The 16,457-nt window shown below is 66.0% G+C and carries 17 protein-coding genes; 6 read left to right on the top strand and 11 right to left on the bottom strand.

Annotated features, from left to right (window positions below):
- Window positions 1–6: 6 nt before the first annotated feature.
- The 6 genes from A5636_RS13770 to A5636_RS13745 all read right to left on the bottom strand — a co-directional run bounded on the left by A5636_RS13770 (window position 7) and on the right by A5636_RS13745 (window position 5,776).
- Window positions 7–414 carry a DUF4190 domain-containing protein gene (locus A5636_RS13770; RefSeq protein WP_065159200.1) on the bottom strand — a complete coding sequence of 136 codons (408 nt, stop codon included), beginning with the start codon at window positions 412–414 and terminating at the stop codon, window positions 7–9.
- Between the two features lie 10 nt (window positions 415–424).
- The gene (locus A5636_RS13765) at window positions 425–1,888 is read right to left on the bottom strand and encodes a peptidase (protein WP_065159199.1); all 1,464 of its coding nucleotides are present in this window, start codon (window positions 1,886–1,888) and stop codon (window positions 425–427) included.
- Window positions 1,889–1,955: 67 nt separating this feature from the next.
- Window positions 1,956–3,425, bottom strand: a complete 1,470-nt coding sequence (locus A5636_RS13760) for a M28 family peptidase (protein WP_065159198.1) — start codon at window positions 3,423–3,425, stop codon at window positions 1,956–1,958.
- The gene (locus tag A5636_RS13755; protein ID WP_065159197.1) at window positions 3,422–4,921 is read right to left on the bottom strand and encodes a M28 family metallopeptidase; all 1,500 of its coding nucleotides are present in this window, start codon (window positions 4,919–4,921) and stop codon (window positions 3,422–3,424) included. The genes A5636_RS13760 and A5636_RS13755 overlap by 4 nt, the downstream gene beginning before the upstream one ends.
- 86 nt (window positions 4,922–5,007) lie before the next feature.
- Window positions 5,008–5,433 carry a DUF2752 domain-containing protein gene (locus A5636_RS13750; protein ID WP_065159196.1) on the bottom strand — a complete coding sequence of 142 codons (426 nt, stop codon included), beginning with the start codon at window positions 5,431–5,433 and terminating at the stop codon, window positions 5,008–5,010.
- Window positions 5,434–5,437: 4 nt separating this feature from the next.
- Entirely contained in the window at window positions 5,438–5,776 is a 339-nt protein-coding gene (locus A5636_RS13745; RefSeq protein WP_065159195.1) for a CD225/dispanin family protein, read from the bottom strand.
- Window positions 5,777–6,056: 280 nt separating this feature from the next.
- Here A5636_RS13745 and A5636_RS13740 point away from each other — a divergent pair, with 280 nt between their 5' ends.
- Both A5636_RS13740 and A5636_RS13735 read left to right on the top strand, forming a co-directional pair.
- Window positions 6,057–6,560 carry a serine/threonine protein kinase gene (locus A5636_RS13740; RefSeq protein WP_065159194.1) on the top strand — a complete coding sequence of 168 codons (504 nt, stop codon included), beginning with the start codon at window positions 6,057–6,059 and terminating at the stop codon, window positions 6,558–6,560.
- A 148-nt stretch (window positions 6,561–6,708) separates the two neighbouring features.
- Complete coding sequence (locus A5636_RS13735) at window positions 6,709–7,227, top strand: hypothetical protein (protein ID WP_065159193.1); 519 nt, start codon at window positions 6,709–6,711, stop codon at window positions 7,225–7,227.
- 3 nt (window positions 7,228–7,230) lie between these two features.
- Here the strand turns inward: A5636_RS13735 and A5636_RS13730 are convergent, their stop codons facing one another.
- From A5636_RS13730 to thiO, 4 genes are read right to left on the bottom strand one after another with little or no spacing between them, the layout of a single operon-like run.
- Window positions 7,231–7,983, bottom strand: coding sequence for an SGNH/GDSL hydrolase family protein (locus A5636_RS13730; protein ID WP_065159192.1), 753 nt, complete (start codon window positions 7,981–7,983; stop codon window positions 7,231–7,233).
- On the bottom strand, window positions 7,983–8,741 hold the full coding sequence (locus A5636_RS13725) for a thiazole synthase (protein ID WP_065159191.1): 759 nt from the start codon (window positions 8,739–8,741) through the stop codon (window positions 7,983–7,985). The genes A5636_RS13730 and A5636_RS13725 overlap by 1 nt, the downstream gene beginning before the upstream one ends.
- Window positions 8,734–8,931, bottom strand: coding sequence for a sulfur carrier protein ThiS (thiS, locus tag A5636_RS13720; RefSeq protein ID WP_065159190.1), 198 nt, complete (start codon window positions 8,929–8,931; stop codon window positions 8,734–8,736). The genes A5636_RS13725 and thiS overlap by 8 nt, the downstream gene beginning before the upstream one ends.
- On the bottom strand, window positions 8,928–9,935 hold the full coding sequence (gene thiO / locus A5636_RS13715; protein WP_065159189.1) for a glycine oxidase ThiO: 1,008 nt from the start codon (window positions 9,933–9,935) through the stop codon (window positions 8,928–8,930). The genes thiS and thiO overlap by 4 nt, the downstream gene beginning before the upstream one ends.
- Window positions 9,936–10,102: 167 nt before the next feature.
- On the opposite strand from thiO, the gene thiE reads away from it, so the two are divergent.
- A complete protein-coding gene (gene thiE, locus A5636_RS13710; protein WP_437339830.1) occupies window positions 10,103–10,762 on the top strand; it encodes a thiamine phosphate synthase in 660 nt (219 codons plus the stop codon).
- On the opposite strand, the gene A5636_RS13705 is transcribed toward thiE, so the two are convergent.
- Window positions 10,734–11,348 carry an NUDIX hydrolase gene (locus A5636_RS13705; RefSeq protein ID WP_065159187.1) on the bottom strand — a complete coding sequence of 205 codons (615 nt, stop codon included), beginning with the start codon at window positions 11,346–11,348 and terminating at the stop codon, window positions 10,734–10,736. The two genes, thiE and A5636_RS13705, sit on opposite strands and share 29 nt — an antisense overlap.
- 113 nt (window positions 11,349–11,461) lie before the next feature.
- Here A5636_RS13705 and glnX point away from each other — a divergent pair, with 113 nt between their 5' ends.
- From glnX to A5636_RS13690, 3 genes are read left to right on the top strand one after another with little or no spacing between them, the layout of a single operon-like run.
- Window positions 11,462–12,781, top strand: coding sequence for a protein kinase G-activating protein GlnX (gene glnX, locus A5636_RS13700; RefSeq protein ID WP_065159186.1), 1,320 nt, complete (start codon window positions 11,462–11,464; stop codon window positions 12,779–12,781).
- Window positions 12,781–13,758 (top strand): glutamate ABC transporter substrate-binding protein, encoded by a 978-nt coding sequence (locus tag A5636_RS13695; protein WP_065159185.1) that lies wholly within the window; start codon window positions 12,781–12,783, stop codon window positions 13,756–13,758. Before glnX ends, A5636_RS13695 begins: the two co-directional genes overlap by 1 nt.
- Complete coding sequence (locus A5636_RS13690; RefSeq protein WP_065159184.1) at window positions 13,758–16,067, top strand: serine/threonine-protein kinase PknG; 2,310 nt, start codon at window positions 13,758–13,760, stop codon at window positions 16,065–16,067. The genes A5636_RS13695 and A5636_RS13690 overlap by 1 nt, the downstream gene beginning before the upstream one ends.
- The last annotated feature ends 390 nt before the right edge of the window (window positions 16,068–16,457 follow it).

The following is a 16,457-nucleotide window of genomic DNA, read 5'->3' as shown; positions in this document are numbered from 1 at the left end:
GGGTAGTTAAGCCGGCACCATCAGGACCGCGGGCGCGCCCGAATAGGTCCTGTCGTGCTCCGAATTCGCTCCCACGATAATCGCGGCGATCAAGACGATCACTCCCACCGCCATCGTGATGCCCCCGATGATCAGGCCGGCGATCGCCAGTCCGCGCCCACCCTGACCGGTATTCCTGATCTGGTTCAGCGCGATGATCCCGAAGATCACTCCGAGCAGGGATCCGATGGTGCAGAGGAAACCGACCAGAGCTGAGACGAAGGAAGCAATCGCCATCCCGTTCGTGCCGGGACTCTGCTGTGGATAGCCCGGCGGCGGGTAGCCGTAGCCGTAGCCCGGCGGCTGCGGCGGCGGATAACCGTAACCGCCGCCGCCACCTGGTGGCGGGGGTGGATAGTAGGGCGGTTCGGTCACAGGCCTCTCCTTATCCCGGGTAGCGCGAGTAGCAGCCTTCCACTTCCCCGCCCACACCGGCGCGGAACGCGGCGATCCGGGTGAACCCGGCGGGCACGCTGACGCCGTCGGCGTCACTGGCGACCAGGTGGTTGGTGAGCAACCCGGCCACCGCTTCGTCGAGGTCGCCGGCGGTCAGCACCAACGAATTGCCCGACGGCAACTCGATGTTGCCGGCCATCTTCTTGTGCGCGACGCCGGTGAGGCAGGCCGTCCGCAGCGCGGTCCAGGGGCTTTGCATTGCGAACTTGCGCTCATGCTGCACTGCCAGCGCGTATCTCGACATCACGATCGACAGCGCGGTGTCATCACCTTGGGGCAGGCTGTGTTGCTTTTCACCGGCAACCTTGCCCATGGTCGCCAGTGCCGGCAGGTCAACCGCGATGGTGTTGGTGGCCGGGCAGTAGGACGCCGGCGGACTGGGCTTGGCATCCGAACAGCCGCCCTGCTTCATGGACAAGGTCGGCGGGTTCTTCGGCGCGAAGATCTTGCCCATCAACTCCATCAGTGTGTTCAGGGTGTCTTCGGTGATCTGCACTTCACCTGTCTCCGACGCGCCACTGGTGTCCACTCGCAGGGCGGTCGGCAGGTCACCGCGACGCTGCTCGACTTCGGCCTTGTTGATGGTGGCGCAAGCTTGAGTGCCGGTGACGAAGCCCATCTGGAACGCGCTGATCCGGTCCAGGGCCGAACCGTGTTCGTCGTCGTTCTGCGAGTCCGCGTCCATCACCGGGTCGCGGGTGGTGATGATCCCGGCCAGTACGTGATCGAGACCGTCGGCGGTACTGAGGGTGAAGCGCGGCGACTTACCGTCCGCCACGTTGTACAGGTAAACGCCGGCAAAGCAGTCGGCTTGCTGCTCGCGAACGATTGTGGGGTCTTTGCGGGTAACCAGCTTGGCCATCGTCTGCAGCGCGTGCCCGAATTCATGTGCCAGCACACCATTCACGGACATGTCGCCGAAGTACTGCTGCGCGACCGCCATGAACACCCCCCGGTCCCACGCGATCATGTTGCAGCGCGACGTGAAGAAGGCGTTGACCAGCTGATAGGTGTCGTTGTAGCAGACGATCGGGCTTCTGCGGTCGTCGGAGTCGTAGGAGACCAGCTTGGCGACGGGTTTGAACGATCCCTGAAGCGGCGCTTTGTAATTGGCCTTCCAGAACTCTTCGATGTCGTTGATCGAGTACAACGACAACTTGTCGATGGGACCGTTGTTGGTGTTGAGCACGGTGCCGGTGGGCGCCGGCCCGTTCGGCCGGGTTCCGCTGGGCCCGTTGGTTGCCGGCAGACCGCCCACCCGGAACGGATCGTTGAGGATCGACACCGCGCGTCCCGGCACCATGGTTGTGCAGCCCGCCACCACCAGCACTGCCCCGAGGGAGGCCGTTGCGCCCCGAAACCAAGCGATCACTGTGCGCGAGCGCAACTTCATCCACCAACCCCGTCCCGACCGGCCTGCACGCAAGGATTCCTTAGTTTAGACATTTGAGCGCCTACCGCTAAGAAACTCGCGTCCGATGCCGCTTGTCGTGCGGCGTCACGCCGTTGACTCCCCCGATCGACCCGGCGTAAGTGCCCACCGCGAACGCCACCCCGGCGCCCATCACGGCCAATGCCGCACGGTTGACTGCCTCGACGTTGTCGACGGCCTTGCGGTAGTTGGGGTCGAACGCGGCGCCGGCCTGCCCGCCCCAGAGGCGAGCCTGCACAGTCGTCTTGGTTTGCGATGCGCCGGTATTCATGCCCCCGACCGGCACCCCCGCGACCAGGAAGGGGTGGTAGTCGGTATTGGTGTTCAACGGCATGTCGGCCGGCCGCTCGCCGGCCAGGTTCAGGTAGCCGGCCAGGGTGCGCTCGATACCGGCCGAACCTTCCGGCACATCCGCCGACGCCACCTCGGCGCTTGCCGGACCGGACTGGTCGCCGTCGTCGGTGAAGAAGCCCGGATTCGGGGATCCGAGCATGTCGAAATTGAGGTAGAGCGCGATGTTGTTCAGCTGTGCGTTGTCGAGACCGAATACGTAGTCCATCGCGCCGTTGAGTCCGTTCTCCGCGGCGCCCCAGAACGCGAACCGCACCGCGTTGGTCACCGGCGGCAACGGACCCATCTGCAGCGCCGTTTCCAGCACCGCCGCCACCCCGGACCCCGCGTTGTTGATGCCCGGACTGTCAACCGGGCTGTCCAGATGCGAACCGACCATCACCACCTCGTTCGGCGCACCGGTTTTGGTCTGGGCCAACACATTGCGCGAGATGATCCTGACGTTTTCGGCATCGAGGACCAAGCGCACCGTGCCGGTGGTGCGCGCCAACGCGGCCGCTCCGGCGGCACCGACCACCGCGACCGGCAGGGTCAGCTGGTTGTAATACCCGGGATTGAACAGGGTGGGTGGCACGCCCCGCCCGGTTGGCTGGCTGACTACGATGACCCCCGCCGCACCTTTGGCCACCGCGCTGTTCTGTTTGTCGACCACCGAACAGCGGCTGTCGTCCACCACCGCGATGGCACCCCTGGGTAGGGCTGCCGGGTAATCTCCGGCAGCACAGCCGGCCGGCTGAGTGGGCCGCGCCACCGGCCCGGCCAGGCCGCCGGTTGGTGTCCGGACCAATAGCGAGGCCTGCTCGACGGGGAAGCTGCGACCGGCCGCAGTCAGGGTCGGCTTTCCCTCGGACACCGTGTGCAACCGCTCGAAGCGAGGCGTCGAGACCTCAAACCCCTTGTTACGCAACGCGCCTGCAATGTATTCGACACTCGCGTCGTAGCCCGGTGTGCCCGCCGCCCGGCTGCCGTTGTGGGCGTTTGCGATGTCCTGCAGGGCGCGCAGGTGGACGAACATCGCGTCGGCGGTCACCTTGGCCGCCAGTGCATCACCTGGATCCGGCGCGGGCGGCGACGGCCGCGACGAGTGCGACGCCGAGCACGCGGCGAGTACAACTGCCAGCAACAGGACGGCGAGCCGGCCCATCATGGCTTGGCGAGCACGTGTCGCGTGCGGTCTCCCATGATCGGAACCCCGTTTCGGCCGGTCACATCCTGCGCATACAAAGCGACGGCGTAGGCGACCCCGGCACCCTGGATACCTAGCGAGGTGCGGTCGATGTGCTCGAGGTTGTCGCCCTTCTGGTGATAGTTCGGGTCGAACGGCTCGTTGGCCTTACCGCCCCACAGCTTGGCCTCTTCGTCGGACTTCTTGGCCTCGGCGCCGGAGAACAACCCGCCCGACGGGATCCCCGCCAGCGTGAATCCGTCGTAGTCCGAGCGGCCGTCGAACGAGGTGTCCCGCGCGGTCTTTCCGGCCTGCTTCAGGTAAGCCACCAGGGTGCGTTCGATGCCCGCCGACCCTTCTGGCACCACGGGCTGACCGCGGGTGTCCAGCGGTAGCGACTGGTCACCGTCGTAGGTGAAATAACCGGGATTGGGCGATGCCAGCATGTCGAAGTTCAGGTACAGCGCGATGTTCTTCAGCGCGTCCAGATCCAGTGACTCGACGTAGTTGCGCGATCCGATCAGCCCGAGCTCCTCGGCCCCCCAGAAGCCGAACCGCACCGCATTGTGCACCTGCGGTGAATTTCCTAGTTGCACAGCGGTTTCCAGAACCGCCGCAACTCCCGAGCCGTTATCGTTGATGCCCGGCCCTTCCGGCACACTGTCCAAATGGGCACCGGCCATCACGACGTCGGTCGGCGACCCCGTCTTGGTTTGTGCAATGACGTTGCGCGCCTTGAAAGTCTGGGTGTTCGCGTCGAGCTTGATGGTCACGGGCCCGGACTTGGCGCGAAGTTGGAAGCCCACCGATTTGGTGACGCTCACTACCGGGATCTTGACATCGGTGTTTGCTCCGAGGGTGCCGCCCATCGCCTGTTCGTCGACATTGTCGATGACGATAAGGGCTGCCGCGCCACGCTGGGCGGCGGCGTCCTCCTTCTGCGCGAATGGGCAGGAGCCGCGATCGGTGACCACCACCGCACCCTGAACCGGCAGCTTGTCGTAGTCGGACGGGGAGCATCCCGGGCTCTCCTCGCTGGGCGCGAACAACAGTGGCCCGGTTACCCCTTCCGCGGGAGTCGCGCGACTGTACTCCAGCGCGCGTGCCTCCGCGGTCAGGTCACCGGCTGTCACCGAGCCCTTTTCGGAGTGGAACACGCGGGCGGAGAACTCCGGCGTCTGCACGTCGAAACCCTTCTTGCGCAACGTTTCCACCACGTAGTCGACACTGGCTTCATAACCGGGGGTGCCGACCGCCCTGGTGCCGTTGTTGGCGTTGGCGATGTCCTGCAATTTGGACAAATGCGCCATCATCGCATCGGTGGTGACCTTGTTGCGCATCGTGGCGGCGAACTCGGTGGCGGATTGGTTGCTCCCGCCGGATTGCTGACTGGTACCACGTCCGCAACCGACGATCAGGAAAGCAGCGATCGCGACCACGGCGAGCACCGCGGGCATCGCCTTCGATTTGTGCACCATTGCGCCCAGGTTAGACCAGTCTCGGATCGGGATCGCCGCAGCACACGAAAGCCGCATTCGCACAGGCGAATGCGGCTTCCGCATCTCTAGACGAACAGCGCATTGAACGGCGCGAACGGCAGGTTACGCACCACGAACCAGGCCACCACCAGTGACAGAGTCACCACTGATGCCCAACGACTGTGTTGCCAACTTCCGATCCGGCGACCCACCACTCGCCCATACGTCCAAGCGAGGTAGGCCCACACCAGGAGCACGAGTGCCGCCAGGCCCAACGCGTTAAACCTGGCGGCCGCCAACACATTGCCGTGCAACAAGCTGTAAACCATGCGCAGACTGCCACACCCTGGGCAATCGATACCCAGTAGCGCCTTGGTGGGGCAGACCGGCAACGGGCCGTTCGGGCTCGTCGGGTCACCCAGCCAAATGCCGACGCACGCCACCGTCGCGGCTGCCGCCACGAGTAGTGGCGCACCCACTTTCGCGGGCGCCGACCCTTGGCGGGTCACCATGGGATCAACCCAAATTCAGGACATCGAACGCGACCATCGCGGTGTTCACGTCGGTGTTCATCGCGCCCATCGCGATCAAGATGCCGTAGATGATGGCCACCACGACGCCGGCGATCACGGAATACTTGACGAACTTCTTGGCGCTGTCCGCGGACGCCTGCGCCTCGGCGTACTGGCCCTGGGCCCACAGTCCACTGACCTGAGTGGACTTCACAATGGCCACAATTCCGAGCGGAAGACAGCAGAACAGCGTCGCCAGGATCGACCAGACCAAGTAGTTGTCCGGTTGCTGCGCCGGCGGCGGCTGCTGCGGCGGGTAACCGGGCGGTGGTGGTTGCGTCATGGATTCTCCCGATCGAAAGAAGTGAAGTTAGCTGGCGTGAAACGTGCCTTACCATACCGGAGACCCGTGCCTACGGCACCTCCAATCAGAAATTGATGTTTTGCGGCTGTTACCGTTTCGCCTCCGGGCCCGGCACCAATACCGGGTGAACGTCCCGGCCGGCCGCTAACCTGTTGCTGGGCAATGTGTTTGGTAGCTAGTACGGGAGCGCATCGATCGCCTGCCGGCGGCCCGGAAACAGCCCCTGTTTTCCGATGCGCCGGAGAAATACACTCCTGAGATGTCTCACATCAACACTGTGCTGTGTGCCGCGGCGGCCGCAGCGCTGACGGGCACCTTCGTCTACACCGGCATGGCCACTGCGAATGCCGACCCCAACGACACGCTTGCCGGCGCGTTGTCGAAGGGCTACTCCCTGAGCAATTGCACCCCGAAAGACCCGCCCCCGGCGGGGGTGGCAGCCGCAATCAACTGTGGGCAGAACGCCGACCCGGCCGGACCCGTCAAGGCGACCTACCTGCTGTACAACAACTCCGACGATCTCAACGCGGGATTCACCGCCAGCATCAAGGACGAGGTGTTGACCGCCTGCGGGGACAGCGGCCAGTCGCCCACCACCTGGCACCAAGGCAACGGCGGCACCGCCGGGCAGGTGGCCTGCGGGACCTACCAGAATGCGGCCGAAGTCATCTGGACCACCGACGCCAAGAATGTGCTGAGCTACGTCCGTGGGTCCAACACCGACGTGCCGGCGCTTTATCAATGGTGGAAAACCAACGGCTGACGGGCGGGCGAATAGGGCATATTCGAACTCCTAGACCGCTGGAGAATTCTTTGCGAAACATAGTGCGTCAGCGAAAGATGGCCCTACGATTTCCGTGGGCAAACCAAATTCACATTCCGATCAGCGCCACAACCACTAGGAGCTACACATGAGTCACCTCTCGCACGCGCTGCGTGGTCTCACCACTGCCGCGCTCATTGGTAGCTTCGCCTGCGCCGGCGCTGCTACCGCTTCCGCGGACCCTAGCGACACGCTTACTTCGTCGCTCTCGAAGGGTTACAGCTCCAGCAATTGCTCCTCGCAACCGGTTTCGGAGGTGCAGTCGGCATTCCCCACCGTGCAAGCCGTGATGCAGTGTGGGCAAAACACCGACAGCGCGGGCCCCGCCTCGGCGAAATATTTCCAATTTCCCAACAGCGCGGACTTGGCCAGTGCATTCACCAAGCTCATCGGCAGCGATGAACTGACCAATTGCGGGGACGCCAAGTCGCCCACCACGTGGCACCAGGGCAGTGCCACCGAATCGGCCGGGCAGGTGGCCTGCGGCACCGACACCGGCAAGGCCGAAGTCATCTGGACCACCGACGCCAAGAATATTCTGGCCTTCGTCCGCGCATCCGACGGCAACACTTCGGCTCTCTACCAGTGGTGGCGGACCAACGGCTGAGTCTTACAACTCGGTCAGGATCAGGTCGGCGACGGCGCGCATTCCCGCGCCGTTAGGATGTAGCGGAGCCGGCCGAAAAGGAAGCGGCACACCAGGTTTGGTGGTCCAGGGCAGTTCCGACCACGCATGATGATCGCGGCTGGCCGCCGCGGCGTGCACGACCTCGCAGTCGGTTGCCGCGGCGGCTTCTGCCGTCAAGCGCTCCAGCGTGGTGGCCACCCAACGGGCCAGGTCGGCGTGCTCGGTGGAGATCGGCGGCGCCGGATCGCCCGCGGGTGGCAGCATCGTCAGGTAGTCCACGAACAGAACGCGGGCCTGTGGTGCACGCCGCCGCACTGAACGACCCACCTCGCACAGCGAACCGAAAACCTCGCCCAACGCACGATCGCGCGCATCGCGGTCGAGTAGCTCACCGGTGAACCCGCTCAGCAGGCGGCGTGCCAACGCCGGCAACGACGCCGCCATCAAGAGCGGAACGTAGCCGACATCGTTGCCGCCGATGGTGACAGTCACCAGCGCCTCCGAGCCGTTCAGTGCTTCGATCTGGGGCGGCGCCCCATGCTGGCGGTCGGTGAGCACGTGGGCGGTGGTGGCCCCGGAGTAGGTGACGTCCATCAAATCCAGGCCGGCGCGCTCGGCGACCAGATGCGGGTAGTTCCGGGCCGACCGCCCCGCCCGCCATGGGGCACCCGGTGCTTGCGGCCGTATCCCGGGACCAGCTGCCATTGAGCTTCCCAGCGCCACATAACGTTTCATTACTTGTCCGGGCTGGATGCCTGCGCCCAGAAGCGCTTCGGAATCCGTCCGGCGCGCCGCGCCAGGTACCCGGCGGTGACTCCGGCGGCCATCGCCGCGGCCATCGCCGCCGGATCTCCCGCGCGGGTGACCGCGGTGGCCAACAACACGGCGTCACAACCCAATTCCATGGCCAGCGCGGCGTCGCTGGCCGTGCCGATGCCGGCATCCAGCACCACCGGAACTCCGGCCCGGGCCACGATCATCTCGATGTTGTGCGGATTGGTGATGCCCAGGCCGGTGCCGATCGGCGAGCCCAGCGGCATCACCACCGCGCAACCGGTGTCCTCCAACCGCCGCGCCAGCGCCGGGTCGTCGTTGGTGTACGGCAGCACCACGAACCCGTCGTCAACTAATTGCTCTGCGGCCTTTACCAATTCAACGGCATCGGGCAAAAGGGTGCGCTCGTCGGCGATCACCTCGAGCTTGACCCAGTTGGTGTTCAACGCCTCCCGGGCCAGGTTCGCGGTGAGCACCGCCTCCGCGGCGCTGCGACAGCCGGCGGTATTGGGCAGCGGTGTGATGCCGAGCCGGTTCAGCAGATCCAGCAGTCCGGTGCCACCTTCGGCGTCGACGCGGCGGATCGCGACGGTGGTCAGTTCAGTTCCGGAAGCGATCAGGGCCTCTTCCAGCACCGCCAGGTTGGTCGCTCCCCCGGTGCCCATGATGAGCCGGGAGGAGAAACTGCGGTCCGCGATCGTGAGTTTCGAGTCAGCCACCTTGCACCGCCGTCACTACTTCGAGTTGCGCCCCGTCCGAAAGGGTCGTGGCCCAACTGGATCGTGGCAGCACCGTCGCGTCCACCGCCACGGCGATCCCCCGATCCGGAAAGCCCAACGACTGCAGCAGTGCGGCCACCGTGGTCTGCTCGTCCACCTCGACCCGCCGCTCATTCACCACCACGATCACGAGGCCGCTCCCACCGGAACCAGTTCGGACACAATCTGCTCGGCGGTCCACGGCGCCAGCAGGAATCCGGAGCGGCCGTGACCGGTCGCCACCAAAGTGCGCTCGTCCAATCGCTGCACGATAGGCAGATTATCTGGGGTCATCGGCCGCAGGCCCGCGGCGCACTCGGCCAATTCGTACTCACCGAGGGCCGGCAACACCGCACACGCGTCGTCCAGCAGGTCCCGTACCCCCGAGACAACCGGGGCGGTGTCGCGGCCGTGCTCGTACTGGGTAGCACCCACCACCACGCCGTCCGCTCGTGGCACCAGGTACACCTGGCGGCCGTGCACCCGCGCTCGAACCACTCGCTGCGGCAACGGCATACAGCCCTTTCGCCATCGCAACCGCAATACCTCACCCTTCACTGGCCGCACCGGCAGACCCGGCCACAGCGCCGGAGCGTCAATCCCGTTGGCGATCACCACGGTGTCACCGTGGGCTGCAGACGTCTCGCGCACCGGCGGGGCCGAGCGAACTCCCAGCCGCTCGCAGTCGCGGTCCAGCGCCGCCAAGACGCCGCGATTGTCCACCGCCAACTCCGTGGGTGCCCGAAATCCGTGCCGAATGCCTTGCGCCAGTAGCGGTTCGACGTCGCGGGCGGCGGACTCCCAAATCACCGGATGCCCCTGCGTGGCCAGCCAGTCCGCCACCGTCCGCAGGTCGGCGACGTCGGCCCGGTCGACGGCGACCACCAGGGATTCGCGTGCAGTCACCACCTGCGGGCTCAGCCCGTCGAGGAACCCGCCTTCGCGCCAGAGTCGCAGCGACTCCAGGCCCAGCCGCAACAGCCGCTCTTCGCCGGGCCAACCCTCGCTGTGCGGGGCCAGCATGCCGCCGGCCACCCAGGAGGCGCCCTGTTCGGCGCGGCGGTGCAGGGTCACTGAAAGGCCGGCCTGTGCGGCCCGGCGGGCCACCGACAGGCCGATGACACCGCCACCGATGACGGCCACCGAGTTCGGCATTGTCGCTCCCTTCGCCGGCATTACCCGGATCAGGTGTGACGGTCAGGGCAGGTCCCTCGAAAGGGCTGTGCCCACTCTCAGCCCCGCTGATCCCCGGGACTCCCGTGTTCTACATGTCTTCTTCCCGGTCCACGCTAGCGCGATAACGTCGCGGTGTGCAGCCTCCCCTGACCCGTCTCGACGAAGCACGGTTGTACCTGTGCACCGACGCCCGCCGGGAGCGGGGTGATCTGGCCGAGTTCGCCGACGCTGCGCTGGCCGGTGGGGTCGACATCATTCAGCTGCGTGACAAGGGTTCGGCCGGTGAGCAGCAATTCGGTCCGCTGGAGGCGCGCGAGGAGCTGGCGGCCTGCGAGATCCTCGCGGACGCCGCCCGCCGGCACGGCGCGCTCTTCGCGGTCAACGACCGTGCGGACATCGCGCGGGTCGCCGGCGCGGACGTGCTGCACCTCGGTCAGGGGGACTTGCCGCTGCACTCCGCGCGAGACATCGTCGGCCCGGACGCGGTGCTCGGCCTGTCCAGTCACGACGCCGACCAAGCGGCGGCGGCGGCCGCGTCCGACGCCGACTATTTCTGCGTCGGGCCCTGCTGGCCCACCCCCACCAAACCGGGTCGCCGCGCGCCGGGCCTGGACCTGGTGCGGGCCGCGGCCGCGCTGGACGCGGCCAAGCCCTGGTTCGCGATCGGTGGCATCGACGCCAAGCGCCTACCGGAGGTACTTGCCGCCGGAGCGCGTCGCATTGTGGTGGTGCGCGCAATCACCGCGGCCCAGGATCCGCAAGCCGCGGCGCAAGAACTCAGTGCGGCGCTTGCAGCAGCGCGCTGATCTGCCGACTGAGCTGCGACGGCTCGTGACCGGCGTCGCCCGGCGTGCACCAATAGAACCTTGCGCCGTCTTCGACCGTCCGGGGCACGTCGTCATGTTCGGGCGGCAGGGTCACCGCGACGGTGCGCAGCCGCTCCCAGCTGGCCGCGAAGCCGGGATGCAACGGCAGGTGGTCGACCTCGTCCTCGCCGACCCAACGCAGCTCGGCGCTTTCCCCGTTGGGCACGGTGTCCAGCATCGCGTCGGTATCGGCGACGACGGTCGTGTAGCTCCAGCGGATGCCGCCCATCCCGGCGACCTCAGCGGTGACCAGCGTCGCGCGCACCGTTACCCGCTCGGCATCCAGCCCCGCCTCTTCGTGCGCTTCACGCACCGCGGTCTGTTCGGGGGTCTCATGGCTGTCCCGTGCACCGCCGGGCAAACCCCAGGTGCCACCCTGGTGGCTCCACACCGCTCGGTGCTGAAGCAGGACCGCGGGGGTGCCATCGGGTCGGGGAGCCCGCAACAGCAGCCCGGCCGCACCGAATCTGCCCCAGTAGTGGGCGCCGCGTTTGGAGATCACCCAGCCGTCACCGTCGCCCCGCACGAATTCAGGATATGCGGGCAATTGGTCCCGCCTCCCCCCATCTGTCCCCGCTTGCTCTTAGAATTTGCTTATACGGGTTCGTAAGATGGCCGGAAGATGAGGGCTGAGCAGACGTGACGGTTGAGCTAGCGCATCCGTCGACCGAACCACTGGGATCACGCTCGCCCGCTGAACCGGCTCATCCCCGCTGGTGGTTCATCTCGACGACGCCCGGGCGGATCCTGACTATCGGGATCGTGCTGGCCGCGCTGGGAGTCTCCAGCGCATTTGCCACCTCGACCACGATCAACCACCGTCAGCAAGTGCTGACGACGGTGCTCGAACACACCGAGCCGTTGTCGTTCGCGGCCGGGCAGCTCTACACCACGCTGTCGGTAGCCGACGCCGCCGCGGCCACCGCGTTCATCGCCCAGGCCGAACCGCGTGCCGTCCGGCTGCGCTACGAGCAGGCCATCACCGATGCCTCGGTTGCGGTGACCAGGGCTTCCAGTGGGTTGACGGACGAAAGGCTGGTGCAACTGCTGGGCCAGATCAATGCCGAATTGGCGGTCTACACCGGGTTGGTGGAGATCGCCCGGACCAACAACCGGGCGGGCAACCCAGTCGGTTCGTCGTATCTGTCGGAGGCGTCCGGGCTGATGCAGAACACGATCCTGCCCAACGCGCAGCGCCTCTATCAGGCGACGTCGGACCGGGTGGACAGCGAAACCACTGCGTCCACCCAGATCCCGGCCCCGGTGATCCTCGTGGTGACCACCACGGTGGTGTTCGGCGCCTTCTGCCACCGCTGGTTGGCCCGGCGGACCCGGCGCCGGATCAATCCCGGGCTGGTGGTTGGCGGTCTCGGTATTCTCATCATGGTGGTGTGGGTTGGGACGGCGTTGACAATTTCGACGACGGCGAGCCGTAGCGCGAAAGACACCGCGGCCGAGTCGTTGAAGACCGTCACCAACCTGGCCATCACCGCCCAGCAGGCGCGCGCCGACGAGACGCTGTCGTTGATCCGGCGCGGCGACGAAGAGGTGCGCAAGCGGGCGTTCTATCAGCGCATCGACGCCATGCACCGCGAACTCGACGGATACATGACGCGCAACGACGCGGTGGACAAGCCCGACCTGTTGGGCGCCGGACAGTTGCTGGTCCGCTGGCAGCAGGCCAACGACCGGATCAACGCCTACATCTCGGTGGGCAACTACCGCGCCGCCACCCAGGTTGCGCTCGGCAAGGGCGAGGACGACTCCACCCCGGCATTCGACAAGCTCGACGAGGCGCTGACCAAGGCCATCGAGCAAAGCCGCAATCATCTGCGCAACGACGTGCTGAACGCGAAGCGGGGACTGGCCGGAGCGCAGGTGGGCGCCGTGGTGCTGAGCCTCGGCGCGGCCATCGCGGTCGCCCTGGGCCTCTGGCCTCGGCTGAAAGAGTATCGGTGATGAAGCGGCGCTCTCTCGTCCGGCGGGCCGCTGGGCTGATTGGCGTTGCGGTTCTACTGGCCGGCTGCGGCCATTCCGAGCCGCTCAAGGCAGAGGTGACGCCGACGCTTCCGCAGCCGACACCGGTCGGTATGGAGGTGCTGCCGATCGAGGCTCCGCTGCGCGCGGACAAGACCGGACAGGACTGTAACCCCACCGCAAGCCTGCGCCCTTTCCCGAAGAAGGAGGACGCCGAGGCCGCGGTCGCCAACATCCGCAGCCGGGGCCGACTGATCGTCGGCTTGGACATCGGCAGCAACTTGTTCAGCTTCCGCGATCCGATCACCGGTGAAATCACCGGCTTCGACGTCGACATCGCCAACGAGGTGGCACGTGACATCTTCGGTGCCCCCAACCACGTCGAGTACCGGATCCTTTCGGCCGACGAACGCATCACGGCGTTGCAGCGCTCGCAGGTCGATGTCGTGGTGAAGACCATGACGATCACCTGCGAGCGGCGCAAACTGGTGAACTTCTCCACCGTCTACCTCGACGCCAACCAGCGCATCCTGGCCCCGCGCGACTCCTCCATCGCCAAACCGGCCGACCTGTCCGGCAAGCGGGTGTGCGTAGCCCGCGGCACCACCTCGCTCCAACGCATCCGCGAGATCGCGCCGCCGGCGATCATCGTCTCGGTGGTTAACTGGGCCGACTGCCTGGTGGCGATGCAGCAGCGCCAGATCGATGCGGTGAGTACCGACGATTCGATTCTGGCCGGTCTGGTGGAGGAAGATCCTTATCTGCACATCATCGGTCCCAACATGGCTACTCAGCCCTATGGGATCGGGATGAACTTGGACAACACCGGCCTGGTTCGGTTCGTCAACGGCACGCTGGAACGCATCCGCACCGATGGGACCTGGAACACGTTGTACCGCAAGTGGTTAACGGTGCTCGGACCTGCGCCGCTGCCACCCCAACCTAGGTACCTGGACTGATGGCCAAATCCTCCAAAGCGGATCAGGAAACCGAACTGACCCAGACCGCGGACCACGAAGATCCGTCCAGCGGCCAGGCCGCCGACGCGCAGACCGGCGCGACCGCTACAACGGGCAGTCGGCCGCAGGAAACCCAAGCGTTGTTCCGGCCCGATTTCGACGACGACGATGACGACGACTTCCACATCTCGCTGGGCAGTCTGGACACCCAGCCGCAGGACCGGATAGCAGGAGCCACCCGAGCGCTTCCGGCGGTCAGACAACTCGGCGGTGGCCTGGTAGAGATTCCGCGGGTTCCGGACATCGATCCGCTGAAGGCCCTGATGACCAATCCGGTTGTGCCGGAATCGAAACGGTTCTGCTGGAACTGTGGACGCCCGGTCGGCCGGTCGGGTCCGGAGGGCAAGGGCAGCTCGGAGGGCTGGTGCCCGTACTGCGGTAGCCCGTATTCCTTTGTCCCGCAACTCAGTCCGGGCGACCTGGTCGCCGGCCAGTACGAGGTCAAGGGCTGTATAGCCCACGGCGGCCTGGGCTGGGTCTATCTCGCGGTGGACCACAACGTCAACGACCGCCCGGTGGTGCTCAAGGGTCTGGTGCATTCCGGTGATGCGGAGGCGCAGGCGATCGCGATGGCCGAGCGGCAGTTCCTGGCCGAGGTCGTGCACCCATCGATCGTGCAGATCTTCAACTTCGTCGAGCACAAGGATAAGCACGGCGCTCCGGTCGGCTACATCGTCATGGAGTACGTCGGCGGGCAGTCGCTCAAGCGAAGTAAAGGCGCCAAGCTGCCGGTCAGCGAGGCGATCGCCTACATACTGGAAATCCTGCCCGCGCTAAGCTATCTGCATTCGATCGGTCTGGTCTACAACGACCTGAAGCCGGAGAACATCATGCTCACCGAGGAGCAGCTTAAGCTGATCGACCTGGGTGCGGTTTCGCGGATCAACTCGTTCGGCTACCTCTACGGCACGCCCGGCTATCAGGCCCCGGAGATAGTGCGCACCGGCCCGACCGTGGCCACTGACGTCTACACGGTTGGCCGCACGCTGGCGGCGTTGACGCTGGAGCTGCGGACCCGCAACGGCCGTTACGTCGACGGCTTGCCCGATGGCGACCCGGTGTTGGCCAAGTACGACTCGTTCGGCCGCTTGCTGCGCCGCGCAATCGATCCTGACCCCCGGCGACGGTTCAGCAGTGCCGAGGAGATGTCCGGGCAGTTGATGGGCGTGCTGCGCGAGGTGGTCGCCCAGGACACCGGCATCTCCCGCCCTGGTCTGTCGACGATCTTCAGCCCCAGCCGGTCGAGCTTCGGGGTGGACCTGCTGGTCGCTCATACCGATGTGTACCTGGACGGTCAGGTGCACTCGGAGAAGCTGACCGCCAAGGAGATCGTGACCGCACTGTCCGTGCCGCTGGTCGATCCGGCCGACGTGGCCGCGCCGGTGCTGCAAGCGACGGTGCTCTCCCAGCCGGTGCAGACCCTGGACTCGTTGCGGGCTGCGCGGCACGGGTCGCTGGACGCCGAAGGGCTGGACCTGTCGGAGTCGACCGAGCTGCCGCTGATGGAGGTCCGGGCGCTGCTGGACCTCGGTGATGTCAGCAAGGCCACCCGCAAACTCGAAGACCTGGCCGAGCGGGTCGGCTGGCAGTGGCGATTGATTTGGTACCGGGCCGTGGCGGAGTTGCTCACCGGTGATTACGACTCGGCCATCGAGCATTTCACCGAAGTGCTGGACACCTTCCCGGGCGAATTGGCACCGAAATTGGCGCTCGCCGCGACCGCGGAATTGGCCGGCAAGCCCGACGAGCAGAATTACTACCAGACGGTGTGGAACACCAACGACGGGGTGATCTCTGCGGCCTTCGGGTTGGCCAGAGTCCGGTCGGCCAAAGGCGATCGCAGCGGAGCGGTACAGACCCTGGACGAAGTACCGCCCACTTCAAGGCATTACACCACCGCGCGACTGACCAGTGCGGTAACACTGCTGTCCGGCCGTTCGCAGAGCGAGATCACCGAGGAGCAGATCCGTGACGCCGCACGGCGCGTGGAGGCGCTGCCGCCGACCGAGCCTCGGGTTTTGCAGATCCGGGCGTTAGTCCTGGGCGGGGCGATGGATTGGCTGCAGGACAACGGGGCTGATCATCAAGCCAGCACCAACCACATCCTGGGTTTCCCGTTCACCGATCACGGGCTGCGGTTGGGCGTCGAGGCATCGCTGCGCAAACTGGCGCGGGTGGCGCCGACCCAGCGGCACCGCTACACCCTGGTCGACATGGCCAATCAGGTCCGCCCCACCAGCACGTTCTAGGTCCTTGGCATCGGGTGTGCGGCTGGGGCGTCGCGTGTGCACTTATGGCTTTCCGTGTGCAGCTTGGGCATCGCGTGTGCACTCATGGCTTTCCGTGTGCAGCTTGGGCATCGCGTGTGCACTCATGGCTTTCCGTGTGCAGCTAGGGCATCGCGTGTGCACTCATGGCTTTCCGTGTGCAGCTAGGGCATCGCGTGTAACTTATGGCTTTCCGTGTGCAGCTAGGGCATCGCGTGTGCACTCATGGCTTTCCGTGTGCGGCTATGGCATCGCGTGTGCAACTGGGGCGCCGCGTGTGCACCTGAGGTGTCGGGTGTGCGGTCAGGGCTTTGAGTGTGCGATCACGGTGGAGATCGGCCGGGATTTCCGCCATAGCCGCACACGGAGAGC

The organism is Mycobacterium asiaticum (genome assembly GCF_001673315.1).
Taxonomy (GTDB): domain Bacteria; phylum Actinomycetota; class Actinomycetes; order Mycobacteriales; family Mycobacteriaceae; genus Mycobacterium; species Mycobacterium asiaticum_B.
The sequence above is the reverse complement of the archived record's forward strand: the minus strand, read 5'-3'. Positions and strand labels throughout refer to the sequence as shown.